Genomic DNA, 15111 nt, shown 5'->3' on the forward strand with positions numbered 1-15111 from the left:
ACCGGCTTCGCGGTGCTGCGCCGGACTCCGTCCGGCGGTCCGGGACGGGGTTGGCCCGGTGGCCCCCGGTGCGGCAGGGCAGGCGGCCCTCGGCGCGGCCGGTCCGGTGGGGCCCGTACCGGGAAAAGCGGACGCTATCCTGGAGTGTCCCCCGTCCGCGTGTGAACCCTGGAGTTCGGCTGTGCGCATTGATCTGCACGCCCACTCCACGGCCTCGGACGGTACGGACACCCCCGCCGAGCTGGTGCGCAATGCCGCCGGTGCGGGGCTCGACGTGGTGGCGCTGACCGACCACGACACCGTCGCCGGGTACCGCGAGGCCATCGCCGCGCTGCCCCAGGGGCTGACCCTGGTCACCGGCGCCGAGCTGAGCTGCCGTCTCGACGGCATCGGCATGCACATGCTGGCGTACCTCTTCGACCCCGAGGAGCCCGAGCTCTTCCGCGAGCGGGAGCTCGTGCGCGACGACCGCACCCCGCGCGCGCAGGCCATGATCGGCAAGCTGCGGGACATCGGGGTGGACATCACCTGGGAGCAGGTGGCCCGGATCGCCGGTGACGGCTCCGTGGGCCGCCCGCACATCGCCGCCGCGCTCGTCGAGCTGGGCGTCGTGCCCACCGTGTCGGACGCCTTCACCGCGGACTGGCTCGCCGACGGCGGCCGTGCGTACGCCGAGAAGCACGAGCTCGATCCCTTCGACGCGATCCGCCTGGTCAAGGCGGCCGGCGGGGTCACCGTCTTTGCCCACCCCGCCGCCGTCAAGCGCGGCACCTGCGTGCCCGAGAGCGCGATAGCCGCCCTCGCCTCGGCGGGCCTCGACGGCATCGAGGTCGACCACATGGACCACGACGAGGCCACCCGCGCGCGCCTGCGCGGCCTGGCCGGCGACCTCGGTCTGCTGACCACCGGGTCCAGCGATTACCACGGCAGCCGCAAGACCTGCCGCCTCGGGGAGTACACGACCGACCCCGAGATCTACGGCGAGATCACCCGCCGTGCCACCGGGGCGTTCCCGGTCCCCGGCGCCGGTGGACGCGTACGCGGCTGACCGCCGCCGCGCCCCTCCCGCTCTGCCGCCCCTTTTTCGTGACACCCCTCTCCTGCAAGGCATCACTGTGCTCGATTTCGCCGTCTTCGGATCCCTCTTTCTCACGCTTTTTGTGATTATGGACCCCCCGGGGATCACGCCCATCTTCCTCGCGCTGACCTCCGGCCGTCCCGCCAAGGTGCAGCGCCGCATGGCCTGGCAGGCCGTCTGCGTCGCCTTCGGCGTCATCGCCGTCTTCGGCCTCTGCGGCCAGCAGATCCTCGACTACCTGCACGTCTCCGTGCCGGCCCTGATGATCGCGGGCGGTCTGCTGCTCCTGCTCATCGCGCTCGACCTGCTCACCGGCAAGACCGACGAGCCGAAGCAGACCAAGGACGTGAACGTCGCGCTCGTCCCGCTCGGCATGCCGCTGCTCGCCGGGCCCGGCGCGATCGTCTCGGTGATCCTGGCCGTGCAGAAGGCCGACGGGGTCACCGGCCAGGTCTCGGTGTGGGCCGCGATCGTCGCGATGCACATCGTGCTGTGGGTGGTGATGCGCTACTCGCTCGTCATCATCCGCGTGATCAAGGACGGCGGCGTGGTCCTCGTGACGCGCCTGGCAGGCATGATGCTCTCCGCGATCGCCGTCCAGCAGATCATCAACGGTGTGCTCCAGGTGATCCAGACCGCGTAGCCGACGGATCCGCGCGCCACCCGCCGCGCATGCGAACGCCCCCGCACCGGGATCGGTGCGGGGGCGTTCGGCGAATAGGTGGACGCGGTCAGTTGGACACGGTCTCAGCCGGTCGGATCAGGATGCGCTGGCCTACGGCCGCGGCCTGCTGCACGATCCGGTTGACGGAGGCCGCGTCCACGACGGTGCTGTCCACGGCAGATCCGTCGACGTCGTCCAGGCGCAGAATCTCGAAGCGCATGGGGCTTCTCCCTTCGTCAGTGTTTCTCCTTGTACAGGGTTAACGAAGTGTAAGCCGCAAACATTCCCTACGCTAAGGAAATTTTTTCCTTGCCTAACTACTAACCGGTACCGGAGACGTCAGAGCCCCCCAGAACGCCGCCAGTGCCGCCGCCGTGGCCGCCGGATCCTCGGCGTTCGGAGAGTGTTCCGTCCCCGGGACCACCACCCGCGCCGCGCCCAGCCGGCGCGCCATCGCGTCCATCTCCGACACCGGCCACACCGGGTCCGACTCCCCGGACAGCACCAGCTTCGCCAGCCCCGGCGCCGCGGCGGCGAGCTCGTCGATCCGGTCCGGCTCCTCGATCAGCGCCCGGCCGGTCACCATCAGCTGCTCGGGGACGGTCCCCAGCCAGCGGGCGCGCAGGAAGTCCGCGAGGGCCGGGTCCTCGGGGGGCGCGTCGCGCGGATCCATGGCGCGCATGGCCGCCCAGATGCCCGGCATGTCGTCGCCCATCGCCTCCAGCGCCGAGACCAGCAGCTTCGTACGGCCCTGCTGGTCCGCGCAGACCGCGCCCGGGCCGCTGCTGAGCAGCGTGAGGCTGGCGTACGGGGCCGGATCGCGGACCACGGCCGCCCGGACGATCAGCCCGCCCAGCGAATGCCCGAGCAGGTGCACCGGACCGGCCGCGGCGAGGGCGGCGGTCTGGGCGAGGACGTCCTGCGCCAGCTCCGTCAGGGCGTACGGGGCCTGCGTGCGCGGCCCGCCGCTCTCGTGCTGGCCGCGACCGTCCACGGCGACCACCCGGTATCCGGCGTCGGCCAGCGGCCCGAGGAGGCCGATGAAGTCCTCCTTGCTGCCGGTGTAGCCGGGCACCAGCAGGGCGGTGGCGCGGGCCGGACCGACGGGCACGGCCTCGTGCGCGGCGAACTCGCCGCGGGCCGTGGACAGCCGGTACGCACGGGCTGCGGGCGGGAGCGTGAGGGTCGGCGGCTTGCTCATGGCCCGAGGTTACCGGCCCGTACGCCCGTACGGGAGCTCCGCCGGGGCCCGGGTACGCCGATGGCCCCGGCCCCCTCGAAAGGGGACCGGGGCCATCGGCAGGGCGTTACGCCTCCGGGGTCTCCACCGCGGCGACGGCCTTGCGGGTCCGCGTGCGCTTCGGCTTGGCCGGGGCCTCCTCGGCCGGAGCGGCGGCCTCGGCGGCCGGAGCCTCCGGGGCGACGGCCGCGACCTTGCGGGTGCGGGTGCGCTTCGGCTTGACCGGAGCCTCCTCCGCCACCGGAACGGCGGCCTCGGCGACGACCTCGGCGGCCGGGGCGGCAGCGGCGACCTTGCGGGTCCGCGTGCGCTTCGGCTTGGCGGGGGCCTCCTCGGCGACCGCGACCGCGACCGGGGCGACGACCGGAGCGACCGGAGCCTCGACCACGGCGGCCTGCGCGACGACCTCGGCCACCGGGGCGGCGACCGGAGCGGCCGCGGCCTTGCGGGGGGCCCGGGCACGCGGGGCGCTCGTGCGGGGCGCGCTGGAGCGGGGCGCGCTGGTGCGGCGCTCCCGGACCGGCTCGACCATCGGGGCCATCTGGAAGTCGGGCTCGGGCTCCACGACGAACGGGGCCAGGGGCTCCAGCGCCGTCGCGGGGGCGACGAAGGTGGCGGCCGGAGCGGCCGACCGGGTCCGGCGACGGCGCGGCTTGCGCGCCTCGTCGGCGGCCGGAGCCTCCGGAGCCGGAGCCGGAGCCTGCACCGCGGCGGCGGGCGCCGCGACGGGGCTGACCGGGCTGACCGGCGCGGCCTCGGCGGTCACCGGGGTCAGGAGCTCGGCGCCCGAGTCCGAGCCGCCACGGGTGCGGCGGCGCTGGCGCGGGGCGCGGGCGGGACGCTCCTCGGCGGCGACCGGGGCGGCGGCGGCACTGCGGCCACCGTCACGCCCACCGTCGCGGCCGGCATCGCGGCCACGGTCACGACCGGCGTCGCGACCGCTGTCACGGCCACCGTCGCGACCGCCACGGCCACCGCGGCCGCCGGTCTCGCCCAGGTCTTCCAGGTTCTCGGCCTTCAGGCCGGCCCGCGTGCGCTCGGCGCGCGGCAGGACGCCCTTGGTGCCGGCCGGGATGTTCATCAGCTCGTACAGGTGCGGGGACGTGGAGTACGTCTCCACCGGGTCGTGGAAGTCCAGCTCCAGCGCCTTGTTGATCAGCTGCCAGCGCGGGATGTCGTCCCAGTCGACCAGGGTGACGGCGATGCCCTTCTTGCCCGCGCGGCCGGTGCGGCCCACGCGGTGCAGGAAGGTCTTCTCGTCCTCGGGCGTCTGGTAGTTGATGACGTGGGTGACACCCTCGACATCGATACCGCGCGCGGCGACGTCGGTGCAGACCAGCACGTCGACCTTGCCGTTGCGGAAGGCGCGCAGCGCCTGCTCGCGGGCGCCCTGGCCCAGGTCGCCGTGGACGGCGCCGGAGGCGAAGCCGCGCTTCTCCAGCTGCTCGGCGATGTCGGCCGCCGTGCGCTTGGTGCGGCAGAAGATCATGGCGAGCCCGCGGCCTTCGGCCTGCAGGATGCGGGAGACGAGCTCCGGCTTGTCCATGTTGTGCGCACGGAAGACGTGCTGCGTGGTGTTGGCGACGGTCGCGCCCTCACCGTCCTCGGAGACGGCGCGGATGTGCGTCGGCTGCGTCATGTAACGGCGGGCCAGTCCGATGACCGCACCCGGCATGGTCGCCGAGAACAGCATCGTCTGACGCTTGGCCGGCAGGTAGCTCATGATCCGCTCGACGTCGGGCAGGAAGCCCAGGTCGAGCATCTCGTCGGCCTCGTCGAGGACGAGGGCCTTGACCTTGGAGAGGTCGAGCTTCTTCTGTCCGGCCAGGTCGAGCAGGCGGCCCGGGGTGCCGACGATGACGTCGACGCCCTTCTTGAGCGCCTCGACCTGCGGCTCGTACGCGCGGCCGCCGTATATGGCGAGGACGCGGACGTTGCGGACCTTGCCCGCGGTGAGGAGGTCGTTGGTGACCTGGGTGCAGAGCTCGCGGGTCGGAACCACCACGAGGGCCTGCGGGGCGTCGGTGAGCTGATCCGGCGTGGAACGGCCGGCCTCGACGTCCGCGGGGACGACGACGCGCTCCAGCAGGGGGAGGCCGAAACCGAGCGTCTTGCCGGTACCGGTCTTGGCCTGGCCGATGACGTCCGTGCCGGACATGGCGACGGGGAGGGTCATCTCCTGGATCGGGAAGGGGGACACAATGCCGACGGCCTCAAGGGCTTCGGCCGTCTCGGGAAAGATCCCGAGGTCTCGGAACGTAGTCAGGGTGCTGCCTCTTCTGTGAGACGCGGCGCGAGGCGGCGAAGGGGGTCGTACCGTGCCGGGCTTGCAGTACTACTACGTACGTACGAAGCTGCGCGGGACCACGAGCCATCGCTCAGGCGCTTTATGCCGCTGAGGGGGCCCCTCGTGGGAGGCGACGTATGAACGTACGCATCACGCCGAGGGCGGTCGGGTGGAGCCGATCGGGCCACCGACCGGGCATCCTCATTCGGATGGCCCGCCGAGTGTTCGGCAGGCGCATTACCACTGTACCCCGGAATCTCGCAGCTGTGTCGGGTGAATTCACCAGGTAGGCGCGTTTACGTGGACTGAGCAGGTGGTTCATGGTGCCTTTCGGCGAGCTATTGTGCGGAGCATGTCGACCGTTGAAAACGCATCGCCCGCCGACGAAAGCGCCCCCTCCGAGGCAGCCGGCATCGCCGCCCAGGACTGGGTCACGGCCTCCGCCTCGCCGCAGTACCGGGCCGCCGTGGTGGATCTGCTCGGGGCGCTCGCGTACGGCGAACTCGCGGCCTTCGAACGCCTCGCGGAGGACGCGAAGCTCGCGCCCACCCTCGGGGACAAGGCCGAGCTCGCGAAGATGGCCTCCGCCGAGTTCCACCACTTCGAGCGCCTGCGCGACCGGCTCGCCGCGATCGACGAGGACGCCACCGCCGCGATGGAGCCCTTCGCGAAGGGCGTCGACGACTTCCACCGCCAGACCGCCCCGTCGGACTGGCTGGAGGGCCTGGTCAAGGCCTACGTCGGCGACTCCATCGCCAGCGACTTCTACCGCGAGGTGGCCACCCACCTCGACACGGACACCCGCGGGCTCGTCGTGAGCGTGCTCGACGACACCGGCCACGGCGGTTTCGCCGTGGAGAAGGTGCGCGCCGCCATCGAGGCCGACCCGCGCTGCGGCGGCCGGCTCGCGCTGTGGGCCCGCCGGCTGATGGGCGAGGCCCTGTCGCAGGCGCAGCGCGTGGTCGCCGAGCGTGACGCGCTCTCCACCATGCTGGTCGGCGGGGTGGACGGGATGGCTGCCGGCTTCGACCTGGCGGCCGTCGGCGAGATGTTCACCCGGATCACCAAGGCGCACACCAAGCGCATGGCGGCCCTGGGCCTCGCGGCCTAGTCCCGGTCCGGGACCCCATCCGGGTCCCGGTCCCTGTCCCGAGACGTACGTCGGCCCCCGCGCGGAAGCTCCGCACGGGGGCCGATGTCATGGGTCAGTGGAGCCAGTGGAGCCAGTGGAGCCAGTGGAGCCAGTGGAGTCAGTGGGGTCGTCTAACCCCGCGTCGGGACCGAAAACGGAGTCCGGTGGGACGGCCTCGCAGTCCGGCCGGCGGGCCGCAGCAGCAGGGACAGGACCACCGCCGAGACCAGCGCGCCGCCGATGAGGGTCGCGAACAGGGTGTTGTGCCCGGGGCCCAGCGCGGTGTGCGTCAGATAGGCGCCGAAGAGGGCACCCGCGACTCCGCTCACCAGCACCGTCCGCGGAGAGGGCAGCCGCGGGCCGAACGCACGGACGGCCGCCCCGGCCAGGGCGAGGCCCAGGAGAGCGGAGCCGAGCGTCTCGATCAGCAGCATGGGGAATCCTCTCGAACGGCGGACGTACCGGGGCGTACCGGGAGCGTGCTTCTTACAGCGGTCCTACCCGAAGCGGAGGAAACGGAAACGGCCCGGTGGAGTCGTCCACCGGGCCGTTCTCGGTACTTCAGGGTGCTCAGAGCGCGCCGAAGCCGACCTTGCGCACGCTGGGCTCGCCCAGGTCGACGTACGACAGGCGCTCGGACGGCACCAGGACCTTGCGGCCCTTGATGTCCGTGAGGCTCAGCAGCGGCGCCGAGCCGGACAGGGCGGCGGTGACGATGCTCTCCAGCTCCTCGGCACTCAGGTCGCTCTCGAGCACGATCTCCCGGGGTGCGTGCTGCACGCCGATCTTGACCTCCACGGCCTTGTCCCTCCGACGGTCCGGTTCGCGCGATCACGCCGCGCCGTTACCCGGTCCACATTAGCCCGGAGAGGGGACGTGTCCGCCGCGCGGCGGAAACGCTCGCAGCGAACAGCCGCCGGTCAGACCGGCGGGCACCGCCGGGGCCGGCCCGGAAAGCCGGGCCGACGCCGGTCAGGTGCCGGTCAGGCGCCGCTCGGAGGCCGCCGGACCTCGCTCAGACGTCCGTCGGGTGCAGCGGGAAGCCGGCGATTCCGCGCCAGGCGAGGGAGGTCAGCAGGCCCACCGCGGTGTCACGGGCGACCGGGCTCTCGCTCGACAGCCAGTACCGGGCCACGACCTGCGAGACCCCGCCCAGGCCCACGGCCAGCAGCATCGACTCGTCCTTCGACAGGCCGGTGTCCTCGGCGATGACGTCCGAGATGGCCTCGGCGCACTGCAGGGAGACGCGGTCGACGCGCTCGCGCACCGCCGGCTCGTTCGTCAGGTCCGACTCGAAGACCAGCCGGAAGGCGCCGCCCTCGTCCTCGACGTACGCGAAGTACGCGTCCATGGTCGCGGCGACGCGCATCTTGTTGTCGCTCGTCGACGCGAGCGCGGTGCGCACGGCGAGCAGCAGGGCCTCGCAGTGCTGGTCCAGGAGCGCCAGGTAGAGGTCGAGCTTGCCGGGGAAGTGCTGGTAGAGCACCGGCTTGCTGACTCCGGCACGCTCCGCGATGTCGTCCATGGCCGCCGCGTGGTAACCCTGCGCGACGAAGACCTCCTGGGCGGCGCCCAGGAGCTGGTTGCGCCGGGCCCGGCGCGGAAGTCGCGTGCCCCGCGGACGCGCTGCCTCGGTCTGCTCGATGGCTGTCACGCCGCCTCCCACTTTCTCTAGAACACAGTGCGCCTTGCGTCGCGCGGCCATCGTACTTTTCGGTAACCGGATCTGGTGGGTTCAAGCCGAGTTTTCTCGCGGTACGGACCGCCGGTTACCCGCCGGAGATGCTGGTCAGCGCTTGCTCAGCGGTAATCGTCCTCGTCCAGGGCCACCACCCGGGTCTGCTCGGCGGCGTCCCCGTCGGAGGCTTCGCGCTGGCCCACGGGGGTCAGCGGATCGTCCTCGACCGGATTCAACTCCGCGTTCTGCTCCGCCGCGTCCGCCTCGGGGGCTTCCACATCGAGGGTTTCCCGCACCTCTGACTGGAAGGTGTCCGGTTCCGCAGGGTCGACAGTCATGGAGCACCCCTTTCCACCTACGAGCCTAGGAGGATCGCGGATACCCCGCTAGGCGGTTCCGCAAGCATCTGTGACGGCGAACACAAGAGGAGCCGCGTGATCGTCTCGTAACATTGCCCCATGTCTTCGACCGAGCTGCCGGGTGTACGGTCCACCGCCGCGCCGTCTTCCCAGGTGGGAGCCGTGCGAGTGGCCGACGGGGAGCAGCTGCGCACCGACCGGCTGCCCGGGCTGGAAATGAACGTACGGGTACGCCCGCCGGTCCGGGCCGGCCTGCCGCCCGCACTCTTCGTCCACGGGCTCGGCGGTTCCTCGCAGAACTGGTCCGCGCTCATGGGGCGGCTGGTCGATTCCGTCGACGGCGAGGCCGTGGACCTGCCCGGATTCGGCTGGTCCCCGCCGCCCGCCGACCGGGACTACTCGGTGACCGGGCTCGCGCGCACCGTCATCCGCCACCTCGACGCCGCCGGGCGCGGACCGGTGCACCTGTTCGGCAACTCCCTCGGCGGGGCGGTCTCCACCCGGGTCGCGGCCGTCCGGCCCGACCTGGTGCGCACGCTGACGCTGGTCTCCCCGGCCCTGCCCGAACTGCGCGTACAGAAGTCGGCCGTGCCGACCGCGCTGCTCGCCGTACCCGGCATGGCCGGGGTCCTCGACCGGCTCACCCGGGGTCTGAGCGCCGAGCGGCGCACCCGGGGGCTGACGGACCTCCTGTACGGGGACCCCTCCCGGGTGAAGCCCGAGGTGTTCGAGGCGGCCGTCGAGGAAATGGAACGGCGGCTCGCACTGCCGTACTTCTGGGACGCGATGACCCGTTCCTCGCGCGGCATCGTCGACGCGTACACCCTCGGCGGCCAGCACGGACTGTGGCGCCAGGCACAGCGGGTGCTCGCACCGACCCTGCTGGTCTACGGTGGCCGGGATCAGCTCGTCTCGTACCGTATGGCGCGCAAGGCCGCCGCGGCCTTCCGGGGTTCGCGGCTGCTGTCCCTGCCGGAGGCCGGGCACGTGGCGATGATGGAGTACCCCGAGGTGGTCGCGGCCGCCTTCCGGGAGCTGCTGGACGCCACCGGGGACGGGGACACCGTGCACACCAGGAACACCAGGAACGCCAGGAACACCGACGAGGACGGCAAGGGCTGAGACGTGGGACGACATAGTCGCAAGGAGCCCGCCAAGGCTTCCGGCCCCGGCTCAGGCCATCCGCAGCCGGCCGAACGGGCCGGTGCACGGACCGCTTCCCCGGCCGGGTGGGCCGAACCGGCCGCCGCCCCGCGCGGGTACGCGGCTCCGCCGCGCCACGAGCCGGTGTCCGGAGCGCGCGGCGGCCACCCCGAACAGCACGAGCCCGGCGGAGCCTGGGGCGCGGCCGCCGGTACCGGGTCGACCTACGGCGACTGGCGCGGTGCCCCGCGCACCCGACCGGCGGCCGGCGCGGGCGCGCCTGCCCCGGTGTACGAGACTCCGGGTCGCGGCATCCCGGTGTACGAGACCCCTGGTCACGGCACTCCGGTCTACGAGACTCCGGGTCACGGCGTCCCGGTGTACGAGACCCCGGGCCACGGCATCCCGGTGTACGAGACCCCCGGTCACGGCGTCCCGGTGTACGACACCCCCGGTCGCGGCACCCCGGTCTACGACACCCCGGGTCACGGCACCCAGGGCTACGCCACCCCCGTCCACGACACCCCGGCCTTCGGTACCCCCGCGGTCGGCTTCCCGCGGGTCACCCTCGACTCGCCGATGACCGCGACGGGTTCGCACCGCCGGATCCCGGTCCACGAGGACGCCTTCACGACGACCGGCTCCTACCGGGCCGTCCCCGCCGCCGAGGATCTCTTCGCCGAGGACGCCTTCACCGCCACCGGCTCGCACCGCCGGATCCCCGCGCCGCGCACGCCGCTCGTCACCCCCGTCGAAGAGGCGCAGGAGGCGCAGGAGGCGCCGCAGCCGGCCGGACGCGGCGGCAGGGGCCGTACGTACGCCGGGATGGCCGCCGCGGCCGTCACCGTCGTGCTCGCCGTGGTCGTCGCGGGCCAGGCGGCCTCCGAGGACGACGGTGCCAAGAACACCGTGCGCGCCGCCGACGAGGGCAACAGGCTCGCCGCGCAGGGCGATTCCGCCGCCTCCCGCTCCGACGGCCGGCCCACCCCGGACGCCTCCGCGGCGATCAAGGCCGCGCCGGAGCTCACGTACGACCAGAAGATGGCGCAGCAGTTCCCCATCGACGAGAAGCTGAAGGGCTCCGGCGTCTTCGACACCGTGCCCGGTGTGGCGCAGGCGCCCGGCAAGGGCAAGGTGGTCCGCTACCGCGTCGACGTGGAGCAGGGACTCGGCCTGGATCCGCAGCTGTTCGCCGAGGCCGTGCACCGCACGCTCAACGACGACCGGAGCTGGGGCCACGGCGGCACGAAGACCTTCGAGCGGGTGCCGGGCGGTTCGGCCGATTTCGTGATCACGCTCGCCAGTCCCGGGACCACCGGCGTCTGGTGCAAGAAGTCCGGGCTCGACACCACCATCGACAACGTCTCCTGCGACTCCGCGTCGACCGACCGCGTGATGATCAACGCGTACCGCTGGTCGCAGGGTTCGGCGACGTACGGCGCGGACCAGATGTTCGCCTACCGCCAGATGCTGATCAACCACGAGGTCGGCCACCGGCTCGGCCACGGCCACGTGAGCTGCCAGACACCGGGCGCGCTCGCCCCGATCATGCAGCAGCAGACGAAGTCCCTGGACATCAACAACATCAAGTGCAAACCCAACCCCTGGGTGTATCCGGGGAGTTGATCTACCTCTGATCTGGGCCGGCGCTCCGCCTTTCAGGGGGGCTGCTGGTTCTCGATGTACTGCTTGACAATGGGCAGGGGTGCCCTGCCGCACGATCCGGCGAAGTAGGAGCCGGACCAGAAGTGTCCGCCCCGCAGGTACCGGCGGACATGGCTGTCGTACTCCTGGCGGATCCGTCGGGAGTTGACGCCCTTGAGAGAGTTGACCAGTTTGGAGAGCTGGACTTTCGGCGCGTAGTGCACGAGCGGGTGCACGTGGTCTTGTTCTCCGTTGAACTGCTTCAGTTCGGCCTCGAAATCGGTGCAGACCTCCCGCATGATCTCTTCGGTGCGGGTCGGCATGGCGTCGGTGAACGCTTTCTGCCTGTACTTGGTGACGAAAACCAAATGAACATGCAGGTTGCGAACAACATGACGTCCGGTGCGTACATCGGGATGAGGATTCCGACGCGGCGACACAACCGATGCTAGGTTCCCGTTCATGAGTCAAGACACCCTGGTCAAGCGGCAGTTAGGGCATCGCGCCCGGCTCGCGCTGTCGCCTGCCGGGGTGTTGAAGACCGATGGACAGGCGCACGCGGCCCGCACGATGTGGAACTGTCTGCATGCGTGGTGGCAGATGATGCCGAAGGATAAGCGGACTCTGGTAAATGCGGATGCTGCGATCCGGCAGGCCCGCGAGGGCATCGACTTTCTTGCTGTTCTTCCGGCCCAGGCCGCACAAGCGGTGTTGAAGACGTATTTCCAGGCGTGGAAGAACTGCTGGGACGGCCGCGCCGACGCGCCGAACTTCAAAGGGCGGTTCCGGTCGGTGATGTCCGTGGACATTCCGCAGGGGCGGGACCTGAACATCGTTCGGGTGCACCGCCGCTGGGGCATGGCTAATGTCCCCAAGGTTGGGCGGGTCCGTTTCCGGTGGACCAAGGGCCTCCCTGTCGGCAAGCACGCCGACGGGGAGAACCGGATCACCGGGGCACGGCTGGTCAAGGACGCACAGGGCTGGCACATCGCCTTCCGCGTCCAGGCTCTGGAGGTCAAGCCCGAGCCCCACCAGGGGCCGGACGTCGGCATCGACGTCGGCGTCACTGTCCCCATCGCCCTCTCTGACGGCGAAACGTACGGGCACGGCGAGTGGCTGACCGATCGAGAGAAGGCCAAGCTGCTGCGCTTGGAGCAGCGCGCCGCGCAGCGTAAGCGCCACCGTAAGCGCGGCGAGCGCACCAGTCGCCGGCTGCACCACACTTACGACCAGATCGCAGGACTCCGCGCGAAAGCCAAGCGCAGGGCCCTGGACTGGCAACATCAGACGACCACCTCCATCGCCCGCACCTACGGCACGGTCGTGGTCGAAACACTCACCATCACGAACATGGTCAAGTCTGCCAAGGGGACCGTCGAGGAGCCGGGACGGAACGTTGCGCAGAAGTCTGGGCTGAACCGCTCCATCAGCGGGGAGGCGTGGGGCCGGACGGTCGTCATGCTGACGTACAAGACTTCCCGACACGGCGGTGACCTGTTCAAGGTGCCCGCCCCCGGCACCTCCCGGCGCTGCTCCGTCTGCGGCCGCACCACGCCCGGCAGCCGGGAGTCCCAGGCCGTGTTCGTGTGCAAGAACCCGGACTGCGGCTGGTCGGGCAACGCCGACCACAACGCAGCCCGCAACGTCTTGCACCTGTACCGGATGGGCCTCGCGCTCATCCCGGCTGCCGGAAGGGCAGTCGTCAGGCGCGCGAAGCGCGTCAAGCCCGCTACCGCAAGGTAAGCAGGAATCTCCCGGCTTCAGCCAGGAGAGCACTTCAAAAGCGGCTCGTCGGCAAGAACGTCGTCATCAGCGACTGGACCGGCGTCCTCGACGTCTCGCAGGTCGCGGTCAAGTGACGCTCCTCGCCGACCGGCCGGTGTCCGGGCCCGGGGCCATCGCCCCGGGCCCGGGCCTCGGGCGGCAGATGCTGCGGCGGCTGCGCGCCCGGCCCTCGGCCGTGGCGGCGGCCGCCGTCCTCGCACTCCTCGTCCTCCTCGCCCTCGCCGCACCGCTGTTCGCGCAGCTCACCGGCCAGGACCCGAACGCCTACCACGACGAGCTCGTCGACTCCGCGCGCGGCGGCGTCCCCATCGGGTCCTTCGGCGGGACCTCAGGCGAGCACTGGCTCGGCGTCGAACCGGGCACCGGCCGCGACCTGTTCACCCGGCTGCTCTACGGGGCCCGGATCTCGCTGCTCGTCGCCCTCGGCGCCACCGCCGTCCAGATCCTCGTCGGCGTGGGCGTCGGACTCGCCGCCGCCCTCGGCGGCCGGTTCGCGGGCCAGGTCGTCAGCCGGTTCACCGACGTGATGATCGCCCTGCCCCTGCTGGTGATCGCCATCGCCCTGACGGCCGTCGTCCCGGCCGGGTTCCCGCGGCCGCTGCTGCTGATCTTCGTCATCGGACTGCTCGACTGGGGCGGCCTCGCCCGGATGGTGCGCGCCCAGACCCTCTCCCTCAAGGAGCTGGACTTCGTGGACGCCGCCCGGCTCTCGGGAGGGGGGTCCCCCCAGGGCGGAGCCCGAGGGGGAGGCACCCTGCGGATCGCCCGCCGGGAGCTGCTGCCCTCGCTGGCCGCGCCCGTCATCACCCTCGCCGCGATCAAGGTGCCCACCGCCATGGTGGTCGAGGCCTCCCTGTCCTTCCTCGGGGTCGGCGTGAAACCGCCCACCCCCTCGTGGGGGCAGATGCTGTCCAGCGCCCAGAACTGGTTCCGCGCCGACCCCACCTACGTGCTGCTCCCCGCCGGGCTGCTCTTCGTCACCGTGCTCGCCTTCACCGTGCTCGGCGACGCCGTCCGCACGGCCCTCGACCCGCGCGAGGACTCGCGGCTGCGGGTCGGCACCAGGAAGGAGCGCACCGGGTGACCCTCCCCCAGCTACCGCCGGGGGGACCCCCAGTGCTCAAACGGACCGGCGGCGCACTGCTCGTGCTGCTCACCCTGTCCGTCGTGATCTACGCCCTCTTCTACCTCGTCCCCGGCGACCCCGCCCGCCTCGCCTGCGGGGAGCGCTGCAATCCGGCGCAGATCGCCCAGGTGCGCGAACAGCTCGGGCTGAACGAGTCGGCGGTCGCGCAGTACCTGCACTTCCTCCAGGGACTGCTGGTGGGCCGGGACTCCTCCGGCGGCGCCGGGCTCGTCCTGCACTGCGACGCGCCCTGCCTCGGATTCTCGTACCAGAACGACCAGCAGGTCACCGAGCTGCTGCTGGAGCGGCTCCCCGCCCCCCTGTCGCTGGCGCTGGGCGCGCTGGTGATCTGGCTCGTGATCGGCGTCGGCACCGGACTGCTGTCCGCGCTGCGCCGGGGCGGTTTCACCGAGCGGGCGCTGACCGTGCTCACGCTCGCCGCCACCGGCACCCCCGTCTTCATCCTCGGGCTGCTGCTGCTCATGGCCTTCTGCGCCTACCTCCAGTGGCTGCCCTTCCCCACGTACGTACCGCTCGGCGACGACCCCGAGCAGTGGGCGTGGAACATGCTGCTGCCCTGGGTGACCCTCGGCTTCTTCGAGAGCGCCAAGTACGCCCGGCTGAGCCGTAGTTCCACCCTGGAGACGCTCGCCGAGGACCACATCCGCACCTTCCGCGCCTACGGGGTCGGGGAGCGGGCCATCGTCACCCGGCACGCCGTGCGGGGCGCGGTGGCCCCGGTGATCGCGCTCAGCGCCGTGGACTTCGGCACGATGATCGGCGGCGCCGTGCTGACCGAGTCGCTGTTCGGGATCCCCGGGCTCGGCAAGACCCTCATCGACGGCGTACGGGTCGTGGACCTGCCCGTGGTGGTGGGCGTGGTCCTCGCCATCGGCGCGGCCGTGGTGCTCGCGGGTGTCGTCGCCGACGTGCTGTACGCCGTCGCGGACCGAAGGGTGGTTCTGGCATGACGCA

The 15111-nt window shown here is 71.6% G+C and carries 16 protein-coding genes; 8 read left to right on the top strand and 8 right to left on the bottom strand.

The window, feature by feature from the left end:
- The first annotated feature begins 181 nt into the window (after positions 1–181).
- Positions 182–1048 carry a PHP domain-containing protein gene (locus ACODT5_RS44380; RefSeq protein WP_422524568.1) on the top strand — a complete coding sequence of 289 codons (867 nt, stop codon included), beginning with the start codon at positions 182–184 and terminating at the stop codon, positions 1046–1048.
- Positions 1049–1115: 67 nt separating this feature from the next.
- Positions 1116–1721 carry a MarC family protein gene (locus ACODT5_RS44385; protein WP_422524569.1) on the top strand — a complete coding sequence of 202 codons (606 nt, stop codon included), beginning with the start codon at positions 1116–1118 and terminating at the stop codon, positions 1719–1721.
- A gap of 88 nt (positions 1722–1809) precedes the next feature.
- Here ACODT5_RS44385 and ACODT5_RS44390 read toward each other — a convergent pair whose 3' ends face one another.
- The 3 genes from ACODT5_RS44390 to ACODT5_RS44400 all read right to left on the bottom strand — a co-directional run bounded on the left by ACODT5_RS44390 (position 1810) and on the right by ACODT5_RS44400 (position 5158).
- The gene (locus ACODT5_RS44390; RefSeq protein WP_243335969.1) at positions 1810–1962 is read right to left on the bottom strand and encodes a hypothetical protein; all 153 of its coding nucleotides are present in this window, start codon (positions 1960–1962) and stop codon (positions 1810–1812) included.
- Positions 1963–2055: 93 nt separating this feature from the next.
- Complete coding sequence (locus tag ACODT5_RS44395; protein ID WP_422524570.1) at positions 2056–2943, bottom strand: alpha/beta fold hydrolase; 888 nt, start codon at positions 2941–2943, stop codon at positions 2056–2058.
- Between the two features lie 106 nt (positions 2944–3049).
- A complete protein-coding gene (locus ACODT5_RS44400) occupies positions 3050–5158 on the bottom strand; it encodes a DEAD/DEAH box helicase (RefSeq protein WP_422524571.1) in 2109 nt (702 codons plus the stop codon).
- 463 nt (positions 5159–5621) lie between these two features.
- Between ACODT5_RS44400 and ACODT5_RS44405 the strand changes: the two genes are divergently transcribed.
- Positions 5622–6380: a ferritin-like fold-containing protein gene (locus ACODT5_RS44405; RefSeq protein ID WP_422524572.1), complete on the top strand. Its 759-nt coding sequence runs from the start codon at positions 5622–5624 to the stop codon at positions 6378–6380.
- Positions 6381–6532: 152 nt separating this feature from the next.
- On the opposite strand, the gene ACODT5_RS44410 is transcribed toward ACODT5_RS44405, so the two are convergent.
- The 4 genes from ACODT5_RS44410 to ACODT5_RS44425 form a co-directional block, all read right to left on the bottom strand.
- The gene (locus ACODT5_RS44410) at positions 6533–6835 is read right to left on the bottom strand and encodes a hypothetical protein (protein ID WP_422524573.1); all 303 of its coding nucleotides are present in this window, start codon (positions 6833–6835) and stop codon (positions 6533–6535) included.
- A gap of 136 nt (positions 6836–6971) precedes the next feature.
- Positions 6972–7199: a DUF3107 domain-containing protein gene (locus ACODT5_RS44415; protein WP_250741766.1), complete on the bottom strand. Its 228-nt coding sequence runs from the start codon at positions 7197–7199 to the stop codon at positions 6972–6974.
- A 217-nt stretch (positions 7200–7416) separates the two neighbouring features.
- The gene (locus tag ACODT5_RS44420) at positions 7417–8055 is read right to left on the bottom strand and encodes a TetR/AcrR family transcriptional regulator (protein WP_266904787.1); all 639 of its coding nucleotides are present in this window, start codon (positions 8053–8055) and stop codon (positions 7417–7419) included.
- Between the two features lie 146 nt (positions 8056–8201).
- Positions 8202–8417, bottom strand: a complete 216-nt coding sequence (locus ACODT5_RS44425; RefSeq protein WP_422524574.1) for a hypothetical protein — start codon at positions 8415–8417, stop codon at positions 8202–8204.
- A gap of 120 nt (positions 8418–8537) precedes the next feature.
- Here ACODT5_RS44425 and ACODT5_RS44430 point away from each other — a divergent pair, with 120 nt between their 5' ends.
- Together ACODT5_RS44430 and ACODT5_RS44435 are read left to right on the top strand one after the other, a co-directional pair.
- Positions 8538–9560 carry an alpha/beta fold hydrolase gene (locus ACODT5_RS44430; protein WP_422524575.1) on the top strand — a complete coding sequence of 341 codons (1023 nt, stop codon included), beginning with the start codon at positions 8538–8540 and terminating at the stop codon, positions 9558–9560.
- A gap of 3 nt (positions 9561–9563) precedes the next feature.
- Positions 9564–11207 carry a DUF3152 domain-containing protein gene (locus ACODT5_RS44435; protein WP_422524576.1) on the top strand — a complete coding sequence of 548 codons (1644 nt, stop codon included), beginning with the start codon at positions 9564–9566 and terminating at the stop codon, positions 11205–11207.
- Between the two features lie 32 nt (positions 11208–11239).
- Here the strand turns inward: ACODT5_RS44435 and tnpA are convergent, their stop codons facing one another.
- On the bottom strand, positions 11240–11689 hold the full coding sequence (tnpA, locus tag ACODT5_RS44440; RefSeq protein ID WP_422524577.1) for an IS200/IS605 family transposase: 450 nt from the start codon (positions 11687–11689) through the stop codon (positions 11240–11242).
- Between tnpA and ACODT5_RS44445 the strand changes: the two genes are divergently transcribed.
- The 3 genes from ACODT5_RS44445 to ACODT5_RS44455 all read left to right on the top strand — a co-directional run bounded on the left by ACODT5_RS44445 (position 11688) and on the right by ACODT5_RS44455 (position 15107).
- Complete coding sequence (locus ACODT5_RS44445) at positions 11688–12968, top strand: RNA-guided endonuclease InsQ/TnpB family protein (protein WP_422524578.1); 1281 nt, start codon at positions 11688–11690, stop codon at positions 12966–12968. The two genes, tnpA and ACODT5_RS44445, sit on opposite strands and share 2 nt — an antisense overlap.
- A gap of 184 nt (positions 12969–13152) precedes the next feature.
- Positions 13153–14094 carry an ABC transporter permease gene (locus ACODT5_RS44450; RefSeq protein ID WP_422525236.1) on the top strand — a complete coding sequence of 314 codons (942 nt, stop codon included), beginning with the start codon at positions 13153–13155 and terminating at the stop codon, positions 14092–14094.
- A 32-nt stretch (positions 14095–14126) separates the two neighbouring features.
- Positions 14127–15107, top strand: a complete 981-nt coding sequence (locus ACODT5_RS44455; protein ID WP_422524579.1) for an ABC transporter permease — start codon at positions 14127–14129, stop codon at positions 15105–15107.
- The last annotated feature ends 4 nt before the right edge of the window (positions 15108–15111 follow it).

This window comes from Streptomyces tatrensis (assembly GCF_049310065.1).
Classification (GTDB): Bacteria; Actinomycetota; Actinomycetes; order Streptomycetales; family Streptomycetaceae; genus Streptomyces.

Bases quoted from the DNA above. Each gene is read 5' to 3' on its own strand.
- ACODT5_RS44410 (WP_422524573.1), bottom strand. From the start codon at position 6,835: ATGCTGCTGATCGAGACGCTCGGCTCCGCTCTCCTGGGCCTCGCCCTG.
- ACODT5_RS44450 (WP_422525236.1), top strand. From the start codon at position 13,153: ATGCTGCGGCGGCTGCGCGCCCGGCCCTCGGCCGTGGCGGCGGCCGCC.
- ACODT5_RS44430 (WP_422524575.1), top strand. From the start codon at position 8,538: ATGTCTTCGACCGAGCTGCCGGGTGTACGGTCCACCGCCGCGCCGTCT.
- ACODT5_RS44395 (WP_422524570.1), bottom strand. From the start codon at position 2,943: ATGAGCAAGCCGCCGACCCTCACGCTCCCGCCCGCAGCCCGTGCGTAC.
- ACODT5_RS44405 (WP_422524572.1), top strand. From the start codon at position 5,622: ATGTCGACCGTTGAAAACGCATCGCCCGCCGACGAAAGCGCCCCCTCC.
- ACODT5_RS44445 (WP_422524578.1), top strand. From the start codon at position 11,688: ATGAGTCAAGACACCCTGGTCAAGCGGCAGTTAGGGCATCGCGCCCGG.
- tnpA (WP_422524577.1), bottom strand. From the start codon at position 11,689: ATGAACGGGAACCTAGCATCGGTTGTGTCGCCGCGTCGGAATCCTCAT.
- ACODT5_RS44425 (WP_422524574.1), bottom strand. From the start codon at position 8,417: ATGACTGTCGACCCTGCGGAACCGGACACCTTCCAGTCAGAGGTGCGG.
- ACODT5_RS44390 (WP_243335969.1), bottom strand. From the start codon at position 1,962: ATGCGCTTCGAGATTCTGCGCCTGGACGACGTCGACGGATCTGCCGTG.
- ACODT5_RS44400 (WP_422524571.1), bottom strand. From the start codon at position 5,158: ATGACCCTCCCCGTCGCCATGTCCGGCACGGACGTCATCGGCCAGGCC.